The following is a 16,834-nucleotide window of genomic DNA, read 5'->3' as shown; positions in this document are numbered from 1 at the left end:
CATAATAACAATGATAAGCGGACAATGGCTTTTCTTCCCTCCAAGGCTCGGCTTGGAGGGATTTTTTATTTACCATAGCCGCTGCAGGGCATTCTTAAACACAGCATTCAACAGCGCTATTTATTGCAAAATGCGTTATGACCCGCCCGCCATTTCACTTTAGAATATACTGCACCGCACAGAGGGAAATCAGCAGATGTATACCGGTATTGTTCAAGGCTTAGAAAAAATTTTAGAAATCCGCCAAGGTGAAGGATTCATTACACTGGTGATTTCCAATGAACATGATTTTTTCCATGATGTCTTTATTGGCGCCAGTGTCGCTGTGAATGGCACCTGCCTGACCGCAACGCAGATCGATTTAGCCGCCAGCCAAGTGCATTTTGATGTTTCAGACCTCACCCTCAGCCTGACTACGCTGGGCAGCCTGAAAACTGGTGACGCGGTGAATATTGAACGCTCTGCCAAAGTTGGTGCGGAAAATGGCGGACACAACCTGTACGGCCATATTGAAGGTACAGCGCAGGTGAAGCACGTGAGCCGCAAAGGTGAAACCCTGCATATCGATTTGCTGATTCCAGATGGCAAAATCAAATATTTCTTTCTCAAAGGCTTTATTGGACTGAATGGCTGCAGCTTAACGGTCAACCGCGTCGACCGGGACAGCAGTGAAATCTCGATTGACCTGATTCCTGAAACCTTGCGCCTGACTACTTGGAAAGATGTAAAAACAGGGGATGCCGTGAATTATGAGATTGATCAAATGACCCGCACGCTGGTCGATACGCTGGAACATATTCATCAAAAGTAAAATTTTAGTTAAAAATAACGATAAATTAGGACGCATCAAAAAACCTCCTGTTTGGAGGTTTTTAATTTTTTTATACGCAAATGCATTCTTCGAATCTAATCCAAGGTCTGCACTCCGCCGCCATTCACAAACAAGGTTTGTCCTGAAATCCATGAAGAAATAGGAGCCGCAAAAAACAAGACTGCGCCGGCAATATCTTGCGCTTCTCCCAAGCGCTGTAATGGGGTATGCGCCAGCATGCGTTTTTCAATTTCAGGGGTCATGACTTTTTCCAGTGCTGCGGTGCGAATTGCGCCAGGCCCAACCGCATTAATGCGAATACTCGGCCCAAAATCATGCGCCAAATTTGCCCCCATATGATTGAGCGCCGCTTTAGATGAAGCATAACCGCTCATAGCAGGACTTTTATTAATAGAGCTCATCGACGTAATATTAATAATGGAACCATATCCAGCTTGCTGCATATGCGGTGCAGCAAGCTGGCATAAGCGCCATGCAGCAAAAACATTCAATTGAAAATCACGGATAAAATCATCAACGGTAATCTGATCTGGGGCTTCACGCCCTCCGCCGCCGCCGCCTGCATTATTGACCAAAATATGAAGGCTGCCAAAGGCCTGCAAGGTCATTTCCACAGCATTGACCAATTGCGCGTCATCTAAAATATTGCACATGACGCTTTTGACTTCATTTCCGGTTTGCTGGGCAATTTCCTGAGCGGTCTGCGCAGCAGCTTCAGCATTTAAATCCGCAATCATGACACGGGCACCAGATTGCGCCAGCAAAGCAGCGCTGGCCCGGCCAATTCCTGCGGCGCCGCCTGTGACTAAGGCCACTTTGCCTGACAAATCCCATAAACTTTGAGGCATATTCATTGTATTCTCCAGCTCAACTGCAATGCTTAAATTATTTTTAAGTTATTAATATTTAAATTTATATATTAGGCACTTATAGATAGATTAAGTTCATTCAGCTAATTCATCGTACAAAAAATTTCTGCCTTAGTATTTATTGCAGCCTATTAAAAATCAATCCAGCCCTCTGCTTTTTTACAATTGGTATACCTGTACGCATTAAATCAATATAAAGGATCTGAAAATACGGCCTTGTATTTTTTCATCTGGCCATTGAGCCTAAAATATTCGTGATTTAGGAATAAAAACTCGGATCCGGCACTTTGCCGGTCAGCACCCATTCGCCGATTTCCTGATACTTATAATCAATCGGGTCATGCAGCGTCTGCGTGCGCACATTCCGCCACACCCAAAAACAGATGCACAAAAATCAGCTGGGCAATCAGCGGGCGCAGGCTGGAATAAGGGGTACTGAGCGGACCGGGATTCAGCAGCAATTCATCCCTATGTATTTTGACCTGCTCAAATTCAGTACACTTTTCTTGCAACCACGACTCCATTTATTGAACGCCTTATATTCAATCCTGCAAACTGTGAAAGTTTGTAAAAAAATATATGACCGTATTGAATGAATTTTTACTTTATTTTAACAAAATCACATTAAAATCATTTAATATAAATAAAATCACTTTAAAAACAATAATATAAATTAAATTAGTTAATGAAAATTTACATTGTAAATTTTATACTGAATTCGCCAGCTTAGATATTTCAGCTATTTTAACTTTAATAATTAGAGAATTTTAACATTATGCATCTTCCTATTTTCAAACAAACACTGCTCACGCTTTTGCTTGCTGCAGGACTCACAGCTTGCGGCGGCGGCAGTGGAGACTCGGGACAAAAAGAATCTGACAGCACCTCTACAGCACCTCCTGTCAATTCAGCCAATGATCGGGTCAAAACAGCGCTCTCTACAGGTGATGTCTCAGCACTCACTGCAGAAGATCAAAAAACACTCTTGCAAATGGCATTAGCAGCATCACAAGAACAGCAGCGCTGGCAAAAAGAGCTGCTCACTGGCTTATATACAGACTTAAATCAGCAGATGATACAGCCGTATTTACAATTTATCCCAAGTGCCTCACTGAATATCTATCCAACAGATTTCAGCACATCACTACCGATTGCGGTCAGCGATATAAATTGTAATTGGGCTTTAGAACTGCAAAACAACAAAGGCTGCGGGCTGGGAGTCGCCAGCAAAATCGGTAAAGGGCGTACGCTTGCCTACGGCCAAAATATGTTTACGGGCATACTCAATAATAATGCCGATTTTACACAATTTACCGAAGTGCTTAACAACAGTTTGCGTTGGCTGTTGACTGGAAATACGCGCCAAGAAGTTAAGCCTGAAATCAAGGTAACAGTGCAAGGCATGCCCGCAGACCCGGTTAAAAACTATCTCGAAAAGCATCTGAATACGGCTGTTGTTTTTCCTCAATGTAACGCACTCGACCCAGAAAACACCTGCTGGGAAGATATAGACCTCATGGTCATCAGTTCCAATATTGGCGGTCAAAAATTTGAAAAAGAATTGATTCAAAAGTATTTAAATGCAGGGAAAAGCATTTATTTCCAAGCCCACACGGGAAGCACCAATAGCAATATCGATAAAGTCTTATCTGCGATGAATATGCAGACCAATAATAATTATTATCGCAACAAAGATGGAATTTTACTTTCAAATAAGCTTACTGTTCAACAGCGCTGGGATCAGATCAACCAAATTGATGCCACTATTCAAGTTTTAAAATATTTCATTGATCCACATACAGTGAACTTAGGCGACTTGACTGCCGATAATCCACTCATTCAAGGCATCAGAAACCTATCCAGCTCATTGCAACGGATCAATAACCAAGGGATGTCTGCATTTAGCGATCAGAACTCAAATGAGGCTTTAAAAGCACTGGTTTTAATTGCCGATTTATGGCGCCCAGCGGTAAATTATAATACCTTAAATAAAAATGGTGATGTTCAAGCGTTTATGCAAGCTTATGCATCTGATGCTTGGATTGACTATAAACGCAAAACAACAACAACCTCGGCAACTGGCGCTGGCGACTATATGCCTGCTGAAGCGCAGCATATGCCTGTAAGCAGTGACTGGGAAACCATAACGGTCACCATTCCGCAAGGCAGTGGCGTTACTGCCATTGGTCGAGCAAGTATTCCCGCAAAAGCAGTAGAAGTTCAGATTATTGATGCTCAAGATGCGAATTTAGCCATTCAAACCAGTCATATACGCGCTTGGGGCAATCCATTTGATAATTCAGGCTATAAACGTCCATTACGTCCAAACAGCTATTCAATTAAATTAGTTCCTCAGCAAGACAATGCCTTTATTAGTCCTTTTGGCGGGCCACTCATGCTGAATTATAATAATGCTCAAGCTGGCAGTACGGTCACCTTAAAAATCAAAGGCAGCGCCAAATACGCGCACTATGACTTTACGCAGCCAATGACTCAAACTGAAAAAGATCAAGCGACACAAGTTTTACAAAGTAAAGCTTTTGGCTGGAATACCTTTAAATTTGTCGGCGGCGAAATTCAGCAAACCAATGCCTATGCATTAAAAGTGATCGGAAACCTAAACCCAGACGTTTATATCGACCGCATTAAGACCGTCATTTATGACAGCAACCATATTGCGAATGGCTATAACAACATGCCTTTAGATAGCAGTACGCAGCAATATTGCAGCACTTTAGGCTGGGATTGTACGAGTGATGTTCATCGGGCGCCAAATGTTCAGCATTTTGTCGGATGGATTGCAACCTGCGGTTTCCTTTGTTCTGGCAACCCATCAGATGGTTCTACAGGTCTAGATATCGGCTGGGGCTGGGTACATGAACTTGGACATAATACCATTCAAGAAGTTCTCACCATGACCTTCCCGTCTACAGAAACTAAAAACACGATTGGCTGCGGTACTGAGTGTAATAACAACATTTTGGCAGGCTTAAGCATGCTGCGCAAAAATGAAATTTACGGACTCGACAGCAATGGCAGCAACTTCCATCATCCACGACTTTATAGTGTAATCCAAGCGAATCGCAATACGGGTTTAAGCGGTGAAGCACTCCGTGTAGATATGGAAAAACGCTTATGGCAAGGTGATGATAATGCACAGCAAGCTTTTCATATGCAGCTTGCGCATAACTACACTAAATTGCATCAGGCAAAGGCAAAACCGGACTCGCAAGGTGTCTTTGAGTTTATGCGGTTGCTCAATATCTCACAGCGTTTGTACTATCGCATTGACTTGAGCAAAGCCACTGCAGCTGAAAAGAATAAACTCGGCTTAGGTGCTTATAGCTCTAAAAATAATATCAGCCGGCCTGACATGATCTATCTTTTAAGTTCTAAAATCATGGGCTATGACTTAAAGAACCTGTTCACTTTATATGGTATTCCTGTATCTGACACGGCTCATTCATCTATTGCCATGTTAGGCTTAACTGTTGCGCCATTAAGTTTCTATGCCCAAAAGCTGGATCGATCCAACTTTCTAAATGAAGGTACTTGGGTCAATATCCCGACGACAGGAGCAGTTGCAAACTACCCATATTAATCTTTAAATTTCAAAAAGAAGCCCAGTACGGCTGGGCTTCTTTTATAGGCTCAAGAAAATGCTTGGCACTTCTAACTCAAGATAAATAAATGATTTATCCATTACGAATAAAAACTCGGATCAGGCACTTTGCCGGTCAGCACCCACTCACCGATTTCCTGATATTTATAATCAATCGGATCATGCAGCGTCTGCGTGCGCACATTGCGCCAGAAGCGGTCGATATTTAACTTGGCTGTGGTTGCCCGTGCGCCCATCACCTGAAAAATATTTTGTGTAATATTCAAAGATGCGTTGGTGGCTGTAATTTTCGCTGTGGCAACCGCAATGGATACCTCACCGCGCTGCGCTGCTGTTAAGCTTTCACCGACATCCCACGCAGCCTGCAAAGTCTCAATCGCCTTTTGTGCCAGCAGCCGTACACTTTCCAGCTGTACATAAAAATCAGCAAAATGCTTTTGCGTAAAAGGGTCATTCACAGCATTTTCTGCCAAAGATTTCGACCATGCCTTTTGAGTTTTCACAGTCTCAATAGCCGTCTGATATGCTCCTTCCGCCACACCCAAAAACAGATGCACAAAAATCAGCTGGGCAAGCAACGGGCGCAGGCTGGAATACGGCGTACTGAGCGGACCGGGATTCAGCAGCAGTTCATCTTTATGTATTTTAACCTGCTCAAAATGGCTGCTGCCGCTGTCGGTTTGACGCTGGCCCATATTGTTCCAGTCGCCTAAAAAGCTCACACCGTCACGCGCGGTCGGAATCACCCCAATCAGCAGTTTTCCAGCATCATTAAATCCTGAGCACAGTAAAATGTCAGAGTCGATAGACCCTGAACAAAAGCTTTTGTCGCCATGAAAAATAAATTCATGTTCAGATATCTGTTGGGCTGTTGTCCGTTTATCTAACGGGTTTAAGGTATTGCCCCAAAATAAGCTGTCTTTTGCCGTCTGTTCAAACCAAGGCGCATACTGCTCAGGCTGCGCAAACAGCTGTACCGTGGCAATCAGCAAATGATGAAAACCATACACATGCGCCAGAGAACTGTCTGCCTGCGCAATCTGTTGAATGGTTTTAAAAATGGTATTCCACGATGCCCCCAGCCCGCCGTACTCCGCAGGAATAGACAAATTGAGCAAACCGCTATGGCGGATCAAATCACGCTCATATTTTGGAGTGCCGCCCTGCTTGTCGCGTTCGGCTGCCGTCAGTGCAAAAGTGGCTGCCAGCTGCTGGGCGGTATCAAGCGAATCTGCAGTCCATGAAGTTGGCGCATTCATAATATGGTCTGATTTTATTTCTATGTTTTGAGCTTAGCAGAGCCTGCTGTTAAGGCATATCTGAATGCCTGCTGTGCTTATTCCAAAAATAAAAAAGCTGCCTGAATTTCACAGACAGCATTCATCAGCCCTGACTGATTATTTTGGATAAACCGTCGCGATTAAATATTCAACCACCTGCGGTTCTGCCAGTGTTGAAGTATCGCCCAAGGTATCCAGTTCATTGGCGGCAATTTTACGCAGAATCCGGCGCATAATTTTGCCTGAGCGGGTTTTAGGCAAAGCCGGCGCCCAATGCAGCGCATCCGGTGTTGCAACGGGGCCCAAAATTTTGCGCACCCATGCCACCAATTCCTGACGCAATTCTTCGGATTCCGGCGTACCCGCCTGCAAGGTCACAAAAGCGCAAATGCCTTGCCCTTTAATATCGTGCGGCATGCCGACGACAGCCGATTCCGCCACCAGCTCATGCGCCACCAGCGCGCTTTCAATTTCCGCTGTGCCCAAGCGGTGGCCCGAGACATTCAATACATCATCGACCCGGCCGGTAATCCAGTAATAGCCGTCCGCATCCCGGCGCACACCGTCTCCAGTAAAATACGTGCCTGGATACGTTGAAAAATACGCTTCGATAAAGCGCTCAGGATCGCCCCAAATGGTGCGCATTTGCCCGGGCCAAGAATCTTTAATCACCAAATTGCCTTCGGCGGCGCCTTCCAGCTCTTTCCCGTCCGCATCCACCACTGCCGGCTGTACGCCAAAAAATGGACGCGCGGCAGAACCCGGTTTCAAGGCCATCGCGCCCGGCAGCGGGGTGATCATATGGCCGCCTGTTTCAGTCTGCCACCATGTATCCACGATCGGGCAGCGGCTTTCGCCCACAACGGTATAGTACCAATTCCATGCTTCAGGGTTAATCGGCTCACCGACTGAGCCCAGCAGGCGCAGGCTGCTGCGGTCGCTTTCGCGGACAAAGGCATCGCCTTCACGCATCATGGCGCGGATGGCCGTTGGCGCGGTATACAGAATGGTGACGTTGTGCTTATCGACAATATGCCCGGTGCGCGCCCACGTCGGATACTGCGGCACGCCTTCAAACATCACCGTCGTGGCGCCATTCGACAATGGCCCATACAGCACATAGGAATGCCCCGTGATCCAGCCGACATCGGCAGTACACCAGAACACATCATCCTGCTTTAAATCAAAAACTTCGCGGAAGGTGCAGTTGACATAAGTCAGATAGCCGCCAGTCGTATGAAGCACACCTTTCGGCTTGCCTGTAGAGCCGGAGGTGTACAAAATAAATAACGGATCTTCCGCATTCATCGGTTCTGGCGGGCAAATATCATTCACGGACATGATTTCCATGTGATACCACAGGTCGCGTTCCGGCTTCATCTCAATCGGGTTGCCCGTACGGTGCACGACCATTACATGCTGCACAGATTCCGTGCCTGGAATCTGCAATGCAATATCCACATTTTCTTTCAGCGGAATCGGCTTGCCGCCGCGCATGCCGCAATCTGCTGTAATCACCATCTTGGCTTGGCTGTCATCAATTCGGCTGGCCAATGAATCTGGCGAAAAACCGCCAAAGACCACACAATGCACGGCGCCAATCCGGGCGCAGGCCAGCATGGCAATCGCCGCTTCCGGCACCATCGGCATATACAGCACCACGCGGTCTCCCTTGCCCACGCCATGCTTTTTCAGCACATTGGCAAAACGGCAAGTCTCATCATGCAGTTCTTCAAATGATATGATTTTGTGGCGCGAAGGATGATCGCCCTCCCAGATAATCGCCGGCTTATACGGATGCTCTTTCAGATGGCGGTCGAGACAATTGGCGCTGACATTCAGCTGGCCATCGGCAAACCATTCAATTTTAAAATCATCTAGCTTGAAACTGGTGTTTTTCACTTGCGTAAAGGGCTTGATCCAATCGAGCTTACGCGCCTGCTCCGCCCAAAATTCATCCGGCTGTTCGATAGATTTTTGATAGCGTTCGAAGTACTCCGATTCCAGGATACGGGCGGTTTTTTTGAAACTTTCAGGGACAGGATAGATTTCATTCATAATTGTACTTCCTTGATTTTTTTCATCTCATCACGAGATGCATGCCACATTTTTGATTTTATATTTCTGCATCGCGCCAGTATGGCGTGTATTTTTTAAGCAGATCAACCCTGCTTTGGTCGTATTTTGTTCATTCTATTTAAAACATAGGCTTGAGATCAAATTCAAGCCTTTCCTGTCTCATTTGCGTATCCGAACATTTCTTTTGCATTTTATATTTTAGTTTTATAATCATGCTGAAAATCCGTACAGCATCTCCCTTAAATATAACTTAGTTATCAGCTGGCTTAGCCCATGAATTCACAAGACTCCTCTCCTTTTTTTTCCCGAAATCCAGCCCCTGAAACAGATCACCCGCTGTCTATCAGAGGCCGCTTTGGGCGTTTAAGCTTTATTGGCTGGTACGCATTTTTAAATGTGCTCAGCTTCTTTGCTTCTATTGCATTCAGCTTGGCGGTTGGCATTTTTAATTTCAGCACCATGACCCTGAACAGTCAGTTTGCTGATCTGCTGACCGGCATGGCGGGATTGGGCTATGTCGCGCTGCTGGTATTCTATCTGTATTTTTATATCGTCATTACCGCGCGCCGCCTGCATGATTTAGACATATCCGGCTGGATGATGCTGCTGATGCTGCTGCCGGTCATCAATGTATTTTTTATCCTGTATCTGCTGCTGGCGCCTGGCACCGCCGGCCTAAACCGCTATGGCGCTCCGCGCCCAGCCGCATTTTGGGAAAAACTGCTAGCATGGCTGATGATCATTATTGCTGTTCTGAGCCTTTTTTCAGCCGGCAGCATGGTGTCTTACATGATGGGTAGCGGTGAGCTGGAAACCCCGCAGGAAATGATGCAGAAAGGCACTGCATACTTTTAATGCATTTATGCTAAATTGCATAAAACATATCATTTCACTGCATTTTGTTGCTTAATTTTCCGTAAAAGTTCAGGCAAAATAGCTGAAAATTAGTTAAAGATTCGGAACCCCCGTGGCTGAAAAAGAAAATGCCTTGAGTGACGTCACTCAAGGCACCACCCAGCTTTTGCAGGAAGCGACTGAAAAGACAGCGCAAACTGTAATTGAACATACTGCAAAATATAACGATGCTTACAGCACCATCGATAAATTTATGGAGGGCTTTTGGGAGCGCCTGCCTTACATCTGTATCGCATTGTTTGTATTTGCTATTTTTTACATGCTGTCCAAGCTGTTTAAATTATTTGTACGCAAGGCGCTGGCGGAAAAATCGTATACCAAACAAAACCTGGTCTTGGTTTTAAACCGTGTCGGCAGTTCCGCCATTATCTTTATTGGCTTCCTCATTGCGATGGTTGTTGCCATCCCAGGCTTTACCCCGGGCCAGCTCATGAGCGCACTGGGGATTGGTTCGGTTGCCATCGGTTTTGCATTCAAAGATATCTTCCAAAACCTGCTGTCCGGCATTTTAATTTTACTCAGCGAGCCTTTTAAAATTGGCGATGACATTATTGTTTCAGGCATGGAAGGCACCGTGGAAGACATTCAGATCCGCGCCACCTTCCTGCGTTCTCCGGACGGCCGCCGCATTGTCATTCCCAACGCGACTGTTTATACCAGCGCAGTGACCGTCAATACAGCTTATCCGCGCCGCCGCTGTGAATTTGTGGTGGGCATTGGCTATGAAGATGATGTGCAGAAAGCCAAAGATATTGTGCTGAAAATTCTAGACCGCGATACCACGATTTTGAGCCAGCCGGGCTTTACCGTCAACGTCAGCGCGCTGGCAGACTTCTCCATCAATTTAACTGTACGCTGGTGGGTGAATACCTCTGAAACCACGACCGCCAACTCAATCAGTGAGGTGCAGGAACGCGTGATTCATGCCTTCAATGAACACGGCGTTTCTATTCCTTATCCTGTACAGGAAGTGAAGGTGTACCGCGGTGACGCTGCAGCAGCGGAATCAGCGGCTAAATAAGCGCCCAAGCACATAAGGAATCACCGTTTCAGTACGGATAATCCGGCTGCCCAAGCTCACTGCTTGGCAGCCGTTTTTTATGAGCAAATCAATTTCATAAGGGATGAAGCCGCCCTCTGGGCCAATCATAATCGTGCACGGATGCGCAATACCGGATGGCATAGCCTGTTCTGTATAGGGATGCGCGGCATAGGCTGGGCGCTCCGCTGAAATCATCGTAGGCAGCACATCTTCCACAAACGGCTTAAAGCGCTTGTGCAATTCAATTTTAGGCGCAAGGGTATCGCCCGCCTGCTCTAAGCCTAAGTCCACATAATGCGGCAGCTGCTGCAAAAAAGGGGTTTGCCAATAGCTTTTATCGACGCGGTAACTGTGCAGCAAAATGATTTTTTCCACGCCCAGCGTCACACTGTCCATAATTAAGCGGCGCAGCACTTTTGGCCGCGGCATCGCCACAATCAGGGTCACAGGCAATTTGTCAGGCACCGCCTCTTCAGCAATCGGCTTCAACTGAATATACTGATCAGACACAGCTATCACTTCTGTTAAATAACGCTTACCTTCCCGAATCCCCACCTTCAGGGTATCTCCAACTTGAACATCCACATGCGTGCGCAAATGCTCCAGCTGGCGTTTGGCGCGAATACTCCAAAGGTCTGATTCAGTTTGACGTGGGTCGAGCAAGACGATGTTCATAAATTTTCTCTATTGCCTCCTGTGGGGTACACGTAAACGTCATCCACAGCTGTTCGAGGCAAGACTGCATGTGATATATAAAGTTTATGCGAGATCTTTGAAAAAAATTGGTATCTGACGAGTTTTGTGGATGGCAAATGGTTTTGTTACTTTTGCCAAAACAAAAGTAAAATCAGAGCTCCGAGCGATTAATCTATAATAACAAGACACCGCCGCCCCCATTCATTACAGCAAATGCATTTTTAGAGGGTCTTATAGATACTGATCAATCACCTGAATATGCTTTTGCAGTGAACCCGTATTTTTTTGCATAATCTGCTGCGCAGCGGCATTTAAAGCCTGCGCTTTCTGCGGATTTTCTGCCAGCTCAACCAAGGCTTGCGCAGCCTGTTCTGCATCCTCAACAACCTCGACACCTTGCACGGCAGCAAACTCATCGACAATGGTTTGAAAATTGAAATAATTCTTGCCCAATACTGTTGGCACCTGCAATGCAATCGGCTCTAAAATATTATGTCCGCCGCCCGGCTCATTCAATGAACCGCCCACAAAGCAAGCCTGGCTTAACGCCAGCCACTGCCAAAGCTCACCCATGCTGTCCGCCAAATACACTTGCGTATCAGATAAAATAGCTTGCCCTAAACTCCGGCGCTGGGTACGCAAAGCCAATTTCTGAGCTTCAGCAAAAACTTCATCAAAGCGTTCAGGATGGCGCGGAACAACGATGCACAGCAGTTCAGGATACTGCTGCAAATAAGGCTTTAACGCGCTTAAAATTTTCTGTTCTTCAGGCGCATGCGTGCTGGCAATGGTCACAATTTTCCGGCCAGCCAAAGACCAGTCTATTTTCAGCTGCGCGGCCAGTTCAACCGCATGCTGCGGCGCATGAATATCAAATTTAATGCTGCCCACCACCTGACTCGCTTGAGGCTGAGCGCCTAAAGCAATAAAGCGGTCTAAAGTCGCCTGATCCTGCGCCAGCAATTGATTCAGCCCCTGCAGCATCGGACGGCTCAGACTCGGCACTTTGCCATAGCCCTTCGCCGATTTTTCTGACAGGCGCGCATTAATCAGCAGGCATGGCACTTGCAGCTGCTTAGCCTGATCGATCAAGTTCGGCCAAAGCTCCGTTTCCACTAAAGCCAGCAGTTTAGGCTGATATTTTTCGATGAAATGCCGTACCAGATGCTTTTGATCGGCGGGCAAATACACGGCCTGAAACAGCGCTTCATACGGCGCTTTTAAGAATAAGGATTTGGCGCGGGCTTGCCCCGTTTTAGTGGTATTGGTGACTAAAACTGGATGCCCTTTTTTAAGATAATGTTCGATCAGCGGCTGCGCGGCATTGGTTTCACCGACAGATACCACATGAAACCAAATAGCATTCAGATTTTTGACCGGCTGAAATGAGCCAAAACGCTCGAGGCATTCCTGCTGATACTGCGCGTCATTGTCCGCGCGCTTTTTAATGCGCGACCGATACAAAGGCTTAATGATGGAAAGCGCTGCGTTATACCAGAAAGGAGTAGTCAAATAGTTTGCCCTGATGCCGATTGTCTCGGCAGAATATATCAGAGCATTATCCACATGTTAATGGATAATGCATCTTTGCTGTGGGATTAATGCTGCGCTTGTCCTGCGCCAAATGTCTCATTCAGGCTTGGATAATCAATATAGCCTTCTGCAGTCTGTACGCCGATCATATTGTCAAAGACCAATTCATTCAGCGGCGCGTCCTGCACCAAGCGTTCGAATAAATCTGGATTGGCAATATACGCTTTGCCGAAGGATACCGCATCCGCCTTGCCTGAATTCAATAATTCAATCGCATCTGCACGGCTCAGCTTCATATTGGCAATATAAGGCACACCGGCAGAACGCGCTTTCAGATATTCACTGATGCTGTCATCGGCCAAATATTCACGGGTAAAGAAGAAGGCTATTTTACGTTTGCCCAATTCCTCCAGCACATAGCCGAATGTTTCACGTGGATCATCATCACCCATATCGTGTTCATCACCGCGCGGCGCCAAATGCACACCAACACGCCCAGCGCCCCAAACCTCAATCAAAGCATCAACCACTTCTAACAACAGACGCGCGCGGTTTTCTACAGATCCGCCGTATGCATCTTCACGATGATTGGTTGAACTCTGTAAAAACTGATCAATCAGATAGCCATTGGCACCGTGCAATTCCACACCGTCAAAACCGGCGTCTTTAGCGCGAATGGCCGCCTGTTTAAACTGCTCAACAATCACTTTAATTTCAGCGATTTCTAAAGCGCGAGGCGCCACATAATCACGCTTTGGACGCAATAGGCTGACCTGCCCCGCCTGCTGAACAGTGCTGGCGGAAACAGGAGTTTCCCCCTGCAGTAAATCAGGATGCGATACCCGGCCCACATGCCACAGCTGCGCGACAATCAAACCATCTTTGGCATGTACCGCAGCAGTTACCGCTTTCCAGCCTTCAACTTGCGCATCCGTAAATAACCCTGGGGTATTTAAATAGCCATTGGCTTCTTCAGAAATTACGGTCGCTTCAGAAATGATTAAGCCGGCGCTGGCGCGCTGCGCATAATGCTCTGCCATCATCGGCGTAGGCACACGGTCATCGGTTGCACGGCTGCGGGTTAATGGCGCCATCACCACACGGTTTTTCAGGTGCAAATCGCCAAGAATTAAAGGGGAATTCAGTTCAGCCATATTCGTCTCATCCCTCACCCCTTTTTACTTAGAGTGAGTTTTTCAAATAATCAATATATTGCTGAATAAGCGCTTCGTTGCGGGAAAAATAAGACCATTGGCCGTATTTTTCCGCTTGAATCAGACCCGCCTGCTGCAGCACAGACAAATGATTCGACATGGTGGATTGCGAGACATTGCCGAGTTTCTCAATATTCCCTGCGCACACACCGCGATTAAAGCCGCCGCATTGCTCTTCTGACAAAAATTGATTGGGGTTTTTAAGCCACTCTAAAATCTGCCGCCGAGTCGGATTTGCCAACGCTTTAAAAATTAAATCAATATCCATAATTCAGACGAGTTTAATTAAAAATGAAAAAAACAGCGCAAAGCTCTATTCAGCATCCGAATACAATATATCGCATTTTTACGATTTTAATATCGAATTTTATAGATATAATGTAAAATACCTTCAAGAGCTTTGTTTTTTAAATAAATTTAATTAAAGGCCCTGCTTTAAGCTGGCTTCAATAAATTTATCTAAGTCGCCATCCAAAACTGCGCCGGTATTTGAGCTTTCAACACCGGTACGCAAATCCTTAATGCGTGAATCATCTAAAACGTATGAACGGATCTGACTGCCCCAGCCAATATCCGACTTGGTGTCTTCTAATGCTTTTGCGGCGTCATTGCGTTTCTGCATTTCCAGCTCATAGAGTTTTGCACGCAATTGCTTCCACGCATGGTCACGGTTGGCATGCTGTGAGCGCTGGTTTTGACACGCCACCACAATGCCCGTCGGCGCGTGGGTTAAACGCACTGCAGAGTCGGTTTTGTTAATGTGCTGACCGCCCGCGCCGGATGCACGGTAAGTATCGGTGCGGACATCCGCTGGATTAATGTCAATTTCAATATTGTCATCCACTTCCGGCGATACAAACACTGCAGAAAACGACGTATGGCGGCGGTTGCCTGAGTCAAACGGCGACTTGCGCACTAAACGGTGCACGCCGGATTCTGTGCGCAGCCAGCCATAGGCATACTCGCCTTCCACACGGATCGTTGCCGATTTAATGCCAGCAACATCGCCATCTGATTCTTCCATGACTTCTGCTTTGAAGCCATGACGCTCGATCCAGCGCAAATACATGCGCAGCAGCATCGACGCCCAGTCCTGCGCTTCTGTACCGCCGGAACCCGCTTGAATTTCTACATAGCAAGGATTCGGATCCATTGGGTTGCTGAACATGCGGCGGAATTCAAGCTTGGCTAATTCAGCTTCAGCCGTATCCAATTCTGCCTGCACATCGGCCAATAAGCTTTCATCATCGGCTTCTACCGCTAAATCCAGCAAAGCCTGCGCATCTTCCAGCTGAGCCGACAAGCCTTCAAGGACGTTCAGTACATTCTCAAGCTCGCCTTTTTCTTTGGCCATCGCCTGCGCGCGCGCTTGGTCATTCCAAATCGCAGGGTCTTCTAATTCACGCAGAACCTCTTCTAAACGCTCTTTTTTCAGATCGTAGTCAAAGATACCCCCGTAGTGTTTGACCACGGTCGTTTAAGTCTTTTAGCTGTAATAGATAAGGATTAATTTCCACGTGAAATACTCTCAAACAAAAATTGGGCTTAAATAGCCGGCAATTATATCACAGACCGTTTGCGCAAATTCAGCCCCTTTAGGGCGCCACAGCAATTGACACCAGCACATACTTTATGAAAAATACGCTCACTCATAATAAATATTACATTTTCTTTACAATAACAGCAGGTTAAACCCATGAGATTATCTTTTCTTGCATTCGCACTTCTGGCGATTTCAACATCAAGCTTTGCTTATAATGGTCAAATCGATGCTGGATTTACCAACTTTGACCATGACAGCGATATCATTGACTCTAACGGCCAAATCAATTTGAAAGGCACTTATTATTTCAATCCTGTCACCATTAAAGGCCCGTTAAATGAAGCCGCATTTTTAGGGCATAACAGCAATGTATATGCTGATTACAGCTATAATTATGCAGAAAGCAAAGATATCTCCATTCCTGCTGGAACAGCATCACGCGATATCACATCACATCATTTCAATGGCGGTATCGAGTATTACGTAGAAAAATTTTATCTCAATGCTGGATTAGGCTTCGGCCAACTTGAAGTCGAAGATAAACTTGCAACCCCGATTGGCACTTTAAGCAACACTGAGAAAGAAGATCTATATACCTATCGCGCAGTGGCGGGCTATATGCCCATTTCTAACCTATTACTGGCTGCAGGAACTGTCGGCTACCAAAGCAACAATGAAGATCACGACGATAATCGCCTGCTCTTAAAAGCCAAGTATGTTGCGCCTATCGGAACAGGCCAACACTTCAACTTAGAAGCAAATGCCCTGCTCGGCCATACTGATGATTTAGCGATTGCTGCCGATTATTATTTCAATCCTGCCTTCAATATAGGCGCAGAATACAGCATCCATGATGATGGTGAAGATGACACCGATGCCTTTGCTGTTCGCGCCAAATACTTTGTGAACTCAAATTTTGCGGTCGGCGGCGCCATTGGTTTCGGCGACGATATCAATGTATTCAATATCAATGCCAGCATCCGCTTCTAAACATAATTTCGAACATCATACTGAATCAAGGCATCTTTCGGGATGCCTTGATTCTTTCTGCATCCCTTGCCTATTTTAAAGCCCGCTTTGCAGCATTTACTTTAATTTGTGTCTAAATTTTAATCAAAATCTCATAAATCCACAATATCCCCACAGTTTTAATAAAACAAAACATTTTAATATTACAATTATTTATCAATAATTTAGGTTCAATTATTT

General features: G+C 46.0%; 13 protein-coding genes and 1 pseudogene. 5 read left to right on the top strand and 9 right to left on the bottom strand.

The features are described 5' to 3' along the window. The first annotated feature begins 196 nt into the window (after nucleotides 1–196). Complete coding sequence (locus tag JZ784_RS09975) at nucleotides 197–811, top strand: riboflavin synthase (protein ID WP_005006786.1); 615 nt, start codon at nucleotides 197–199, stop codon at nucleotides 809–811. A 95-nt stretch (nucleotides 812–906) separates the two neighbouring features. Here JZ784_RS09975 and JZ784_RS09970 read toward each other — a convergent pair whose 3' ends face one another. Both JZ784_RS09970 and JZ784_RS09965 read right to left on the bottom strand, forming a co-directional pair. Then, complete coding sequence (locus tag JZ784_RS09970) at nucleotides 907–1,680, bottom strand: glucose 1-dehydrogenase (RefSeq protein ID WP_346315038.1); 774 nt, start codon at nucleotides 1,678–1,680, stop codon at nucleotides 907–909. A gap of 280 nt (nucleotides 1,681–1,960) precedes the next feature. Then, a pseudogene (locus JZ784_RS09965) lies at nucleotides 1,961–2,198 on the bottom strand (hypothetical protein); the annotation flags it as partial. Between the two features lie 278 nt (nucleotides 2,199–2,476). On the opposite strand from JZ784_RS09965, the gene JZ784_RS09960 reads away from it, so the two are divergent. Beyond that, on the top strand, nucleotides 2,477–5,302 hold the full coding sequence (locus JZ784_RS09960; protein WP_346314770.1) for an ImpA family metalloprotease: 2,826 nt from the start codon (nucleotides 2,477–2,479) through the stop codon (nucleotides 5,300–5,302). Between the two features lie 101 nt (nucleotides 5,303–5,403). Here the strand turns inward: JZ784_RS09960 and JZ784_RS09955 are convergent, their stop codons facing one another. Together JZ784_RS09955 and acs are read right to left on the bottom strand one after the other, a co-directional pair. After that, nucleotides 5,404–6,582, bottom strand: coding sequence for an acyl-CoA dehydrogenase family protein (locus tag JZ784_RS09955; RefSeq protein WP_346314769.1), 1,179 nt, complete (start codon nucleotides 6,580–6,582; stop codon nucleotides 5,404–5,406). A 138-nt stretch (nucleotides 6,583–6,720) separates the two neighbouring features. Then, the gene (gene acs, locus JZ784_RS09950) at nucleotides 6,721–8,661 is read right to left on the bottom strand and encodes an acetate--CoA ligase (protein ID WP_346314768.1); all 1,941 of its coding nucleotides are present in this window, start codon (nucleotides 8,659–8,661) and stop codon (nucleotides 6,721–6,723) included. 294 nt (nucleotides 8,662–8,955) lie between these two features. On the opposite strand from acs, the gene JZ784_RS09945 reads away from it, so the two are divergent. Both JZ784_RS09945 and JZ784_RS09940 read left to right on the top strand, forming a co-directional pair. Next, complete coding sequence (locus JZ784_RS09945) at nucleotides 8,956–9,537, top strand: DUF805 domain-containing protein (protein WP_346314767.1); 582 nt, start codon at nucleotides 8,956–8,958, stop codon at nucleotides 9,535–9,537. A 112-nt stretch (nucleotides 9,538–9,649) separates the two neighbouring features. Next, nucleotides 9,650–10,618, top strand: coding sequence for a mechanosensitive ion channel family protein (locus tag JZ784_RS09940; protein ID WP_005006778.1), 969 nt, complete (start codon nucleotides 9,650–9,652; stop codon nucleotides 10,616–10,618). Here JZ784_RS09940 and JZ784_RS09935 read toward each other — a convergent pair. The 5 genes from JZ784_RS09935 to prfB all read right to left on the bottom strand — a co-directional run bounded on the left by JZ784_RS09935 (nucleotide 10,604) and on the right by prfB (nucleotide 15,599). Next, nucleotides 10,604–11,314 (bottom strand): 16S rRNA (uracil(1498)-N(3))-methyltransferase, encoded by a 711-nt coding sequence (locus tag JZ784_RS09935; RefSeq protein WP_346314766.1) that lies wholly within the window; start codon nucleotides 11,312–11,314, stop codon nucleotides 10,604–10,606. The two genes, JZ784_RS09940 and JZ784_RS09935, sit on opposite strands and share 15 nt — an antisense overlap. Before the next feature lie 252 nt (nucleotides 11,315–11,566). Continuing rightward, nucleotides 11,567–12,847: a 3-deoxy-D-manno-octulosonic acid transferase gene (locus tag JZ784_RS09930; RefSeq protein WP_346314765.1), complete on the bottom strand. Its 1,281-nt coding sequence runs from the start codon at nucleotides 12,845–12,847 to the stop codon at nucleotides 11,567–11,569. 86 nt (nucleotides 12,848–12,933) lie between these two features. Further along, nucleotides 12,934–14,022 carry an alkene reductase gene (locus JZ784_RS09925; RefSeq protein WP_346314764.1) on the bottom strand — a complete coding sequence of 363 codons (1,089 nt, stop codon included), beginning with the start codon at nucleotides 14,020–14,022 and terminating at the stop codon, nucleotides 12,934–12,936. 28 nt (nucleotides 14,023–14,050) lie between these two features. Next, nucleotides 14,051–14,350, bottom strand: a complete 300-nt coding sequence (locus JZ784_RS09920; protein WP_005006767.1) for a helix-turn-helix domain-containing protein — start codon at nucleotides 14,348–14,350, stop codon at nucleotides 14,051–14,053. A gap of 153 nt (nucleotides 14,351–14,503) precedes the next feature. Beyond that, nucleotides 14,504–15,599 (bottom strand): peptide chain release factor 2 gene (gene prfB / locus JZ784_RS09915; protein WP_099048127.1). Its coding sequence is split into 2 segments (ribosomal slippage): nucleotides 14,504–15,526 and nucleotides 15,528–15,599, totalling 1,095 coding nucleotides; the frame shifts between segments, so codons are not numbered across the junction. A gap of 179 nt (nucleotides 15,600–15,778) precedes the next feature. Between prfB and JZ784_RS09910 the strand changes: the two genes are divergently transcribed. Next, on the top strand, nucleotides 15,779–16,615 hold the full coding sequence (locus tag JZ784_RS09910; protein ID WP_346314763.1) for a putative porin: 837 nt from the start codon (nucleotides 15,779–15,781) through the stop codon (nucleotides 16,613–16,615). Nucleotides 16,616–16,834 lie beyond the last annotated feature (219 nt).

Source organism: Acinetobacter sp. CWB-B33 (genome assembly GCF_039655955.1).
Lineage (GTDB): Bacteria > Pseudomonadota > Gammaproteobacteria > Pseudomonadales > Moraxellaceae > Acinetobacter > Acinetobacter bouvetii.
This window is presented reverse-complemented; position numbering and strand designations above follow the sequence as displayed.

Coding starts and splice junctions, on each gene's coding strand:
- JZ784_RS09925 (WP_346314764.1), bottom strand. CDS start 14,022: ATGGCTGAACTGAATTCCCCTTTAATTCTTGGCGATTTGCACCTGAAA.
- JZ784_RS09920 (WP_005006767.1), bottom strand. CDS start 14,350: ATGGATATTGATTTAATTTTTAAAGCGTTGGCAAATCCGACTCGGCGG.
- JZ784_RS09960 (WP_346314770.1), top strand. CDS start 2,477: ATGCATCTTCCTATTTTCAAACAAACACTGCTCACGCTTTTGCTTGCT.
- JZ784_RS09945 (WP_346314767.1), top strand. CDS start 8,956: ATGAATTCACAAGACTCCTCTCCTTTTTTTTCCCGAAATCCAGCCCCT.
- JZ784_RS09955 (WP_346314769.1), bottom strand. CDS start 6,582: ATGAATGCGCCAACTTCATGGACTGCAGATTCGCTTGATACCGCCCAG.
- acs (WP_346314768.1), bottom strand. CDS start 8,661: ATGAATGAAATCTATCCTGTCCCTGAAAGTTTCAAAAAAACCGCCCGT.
- JZ784_RS09970 (WP_346315038.1), bottom strand. CDS start 1,680: ATGCCTCAAAGTTTATGGGATTTGTCAGGCAAAGTGGCCTTAGTCACA.
- JZ784_RS09910 (WP_346314763.1), top strand. CDS start 15,779: ATGAGATTATCTTTTCTTGCATTCGCACTTCTGGCGATTTCAACATCA.
- JZ784_RS09975 (WP_005006786.1), top strand. CDS start 197: ATGTATACCGGTATTGTTCAAGGCTTAGAAAAAATTTTAGAAATCCGC.
- JZ784_RS09935 (WP_346314766.1), bottom strand. CDS start 11,314: ATGAACATCGTCTTGCTCGACCCACGTCAAACTGAATCAGACCTTTGG.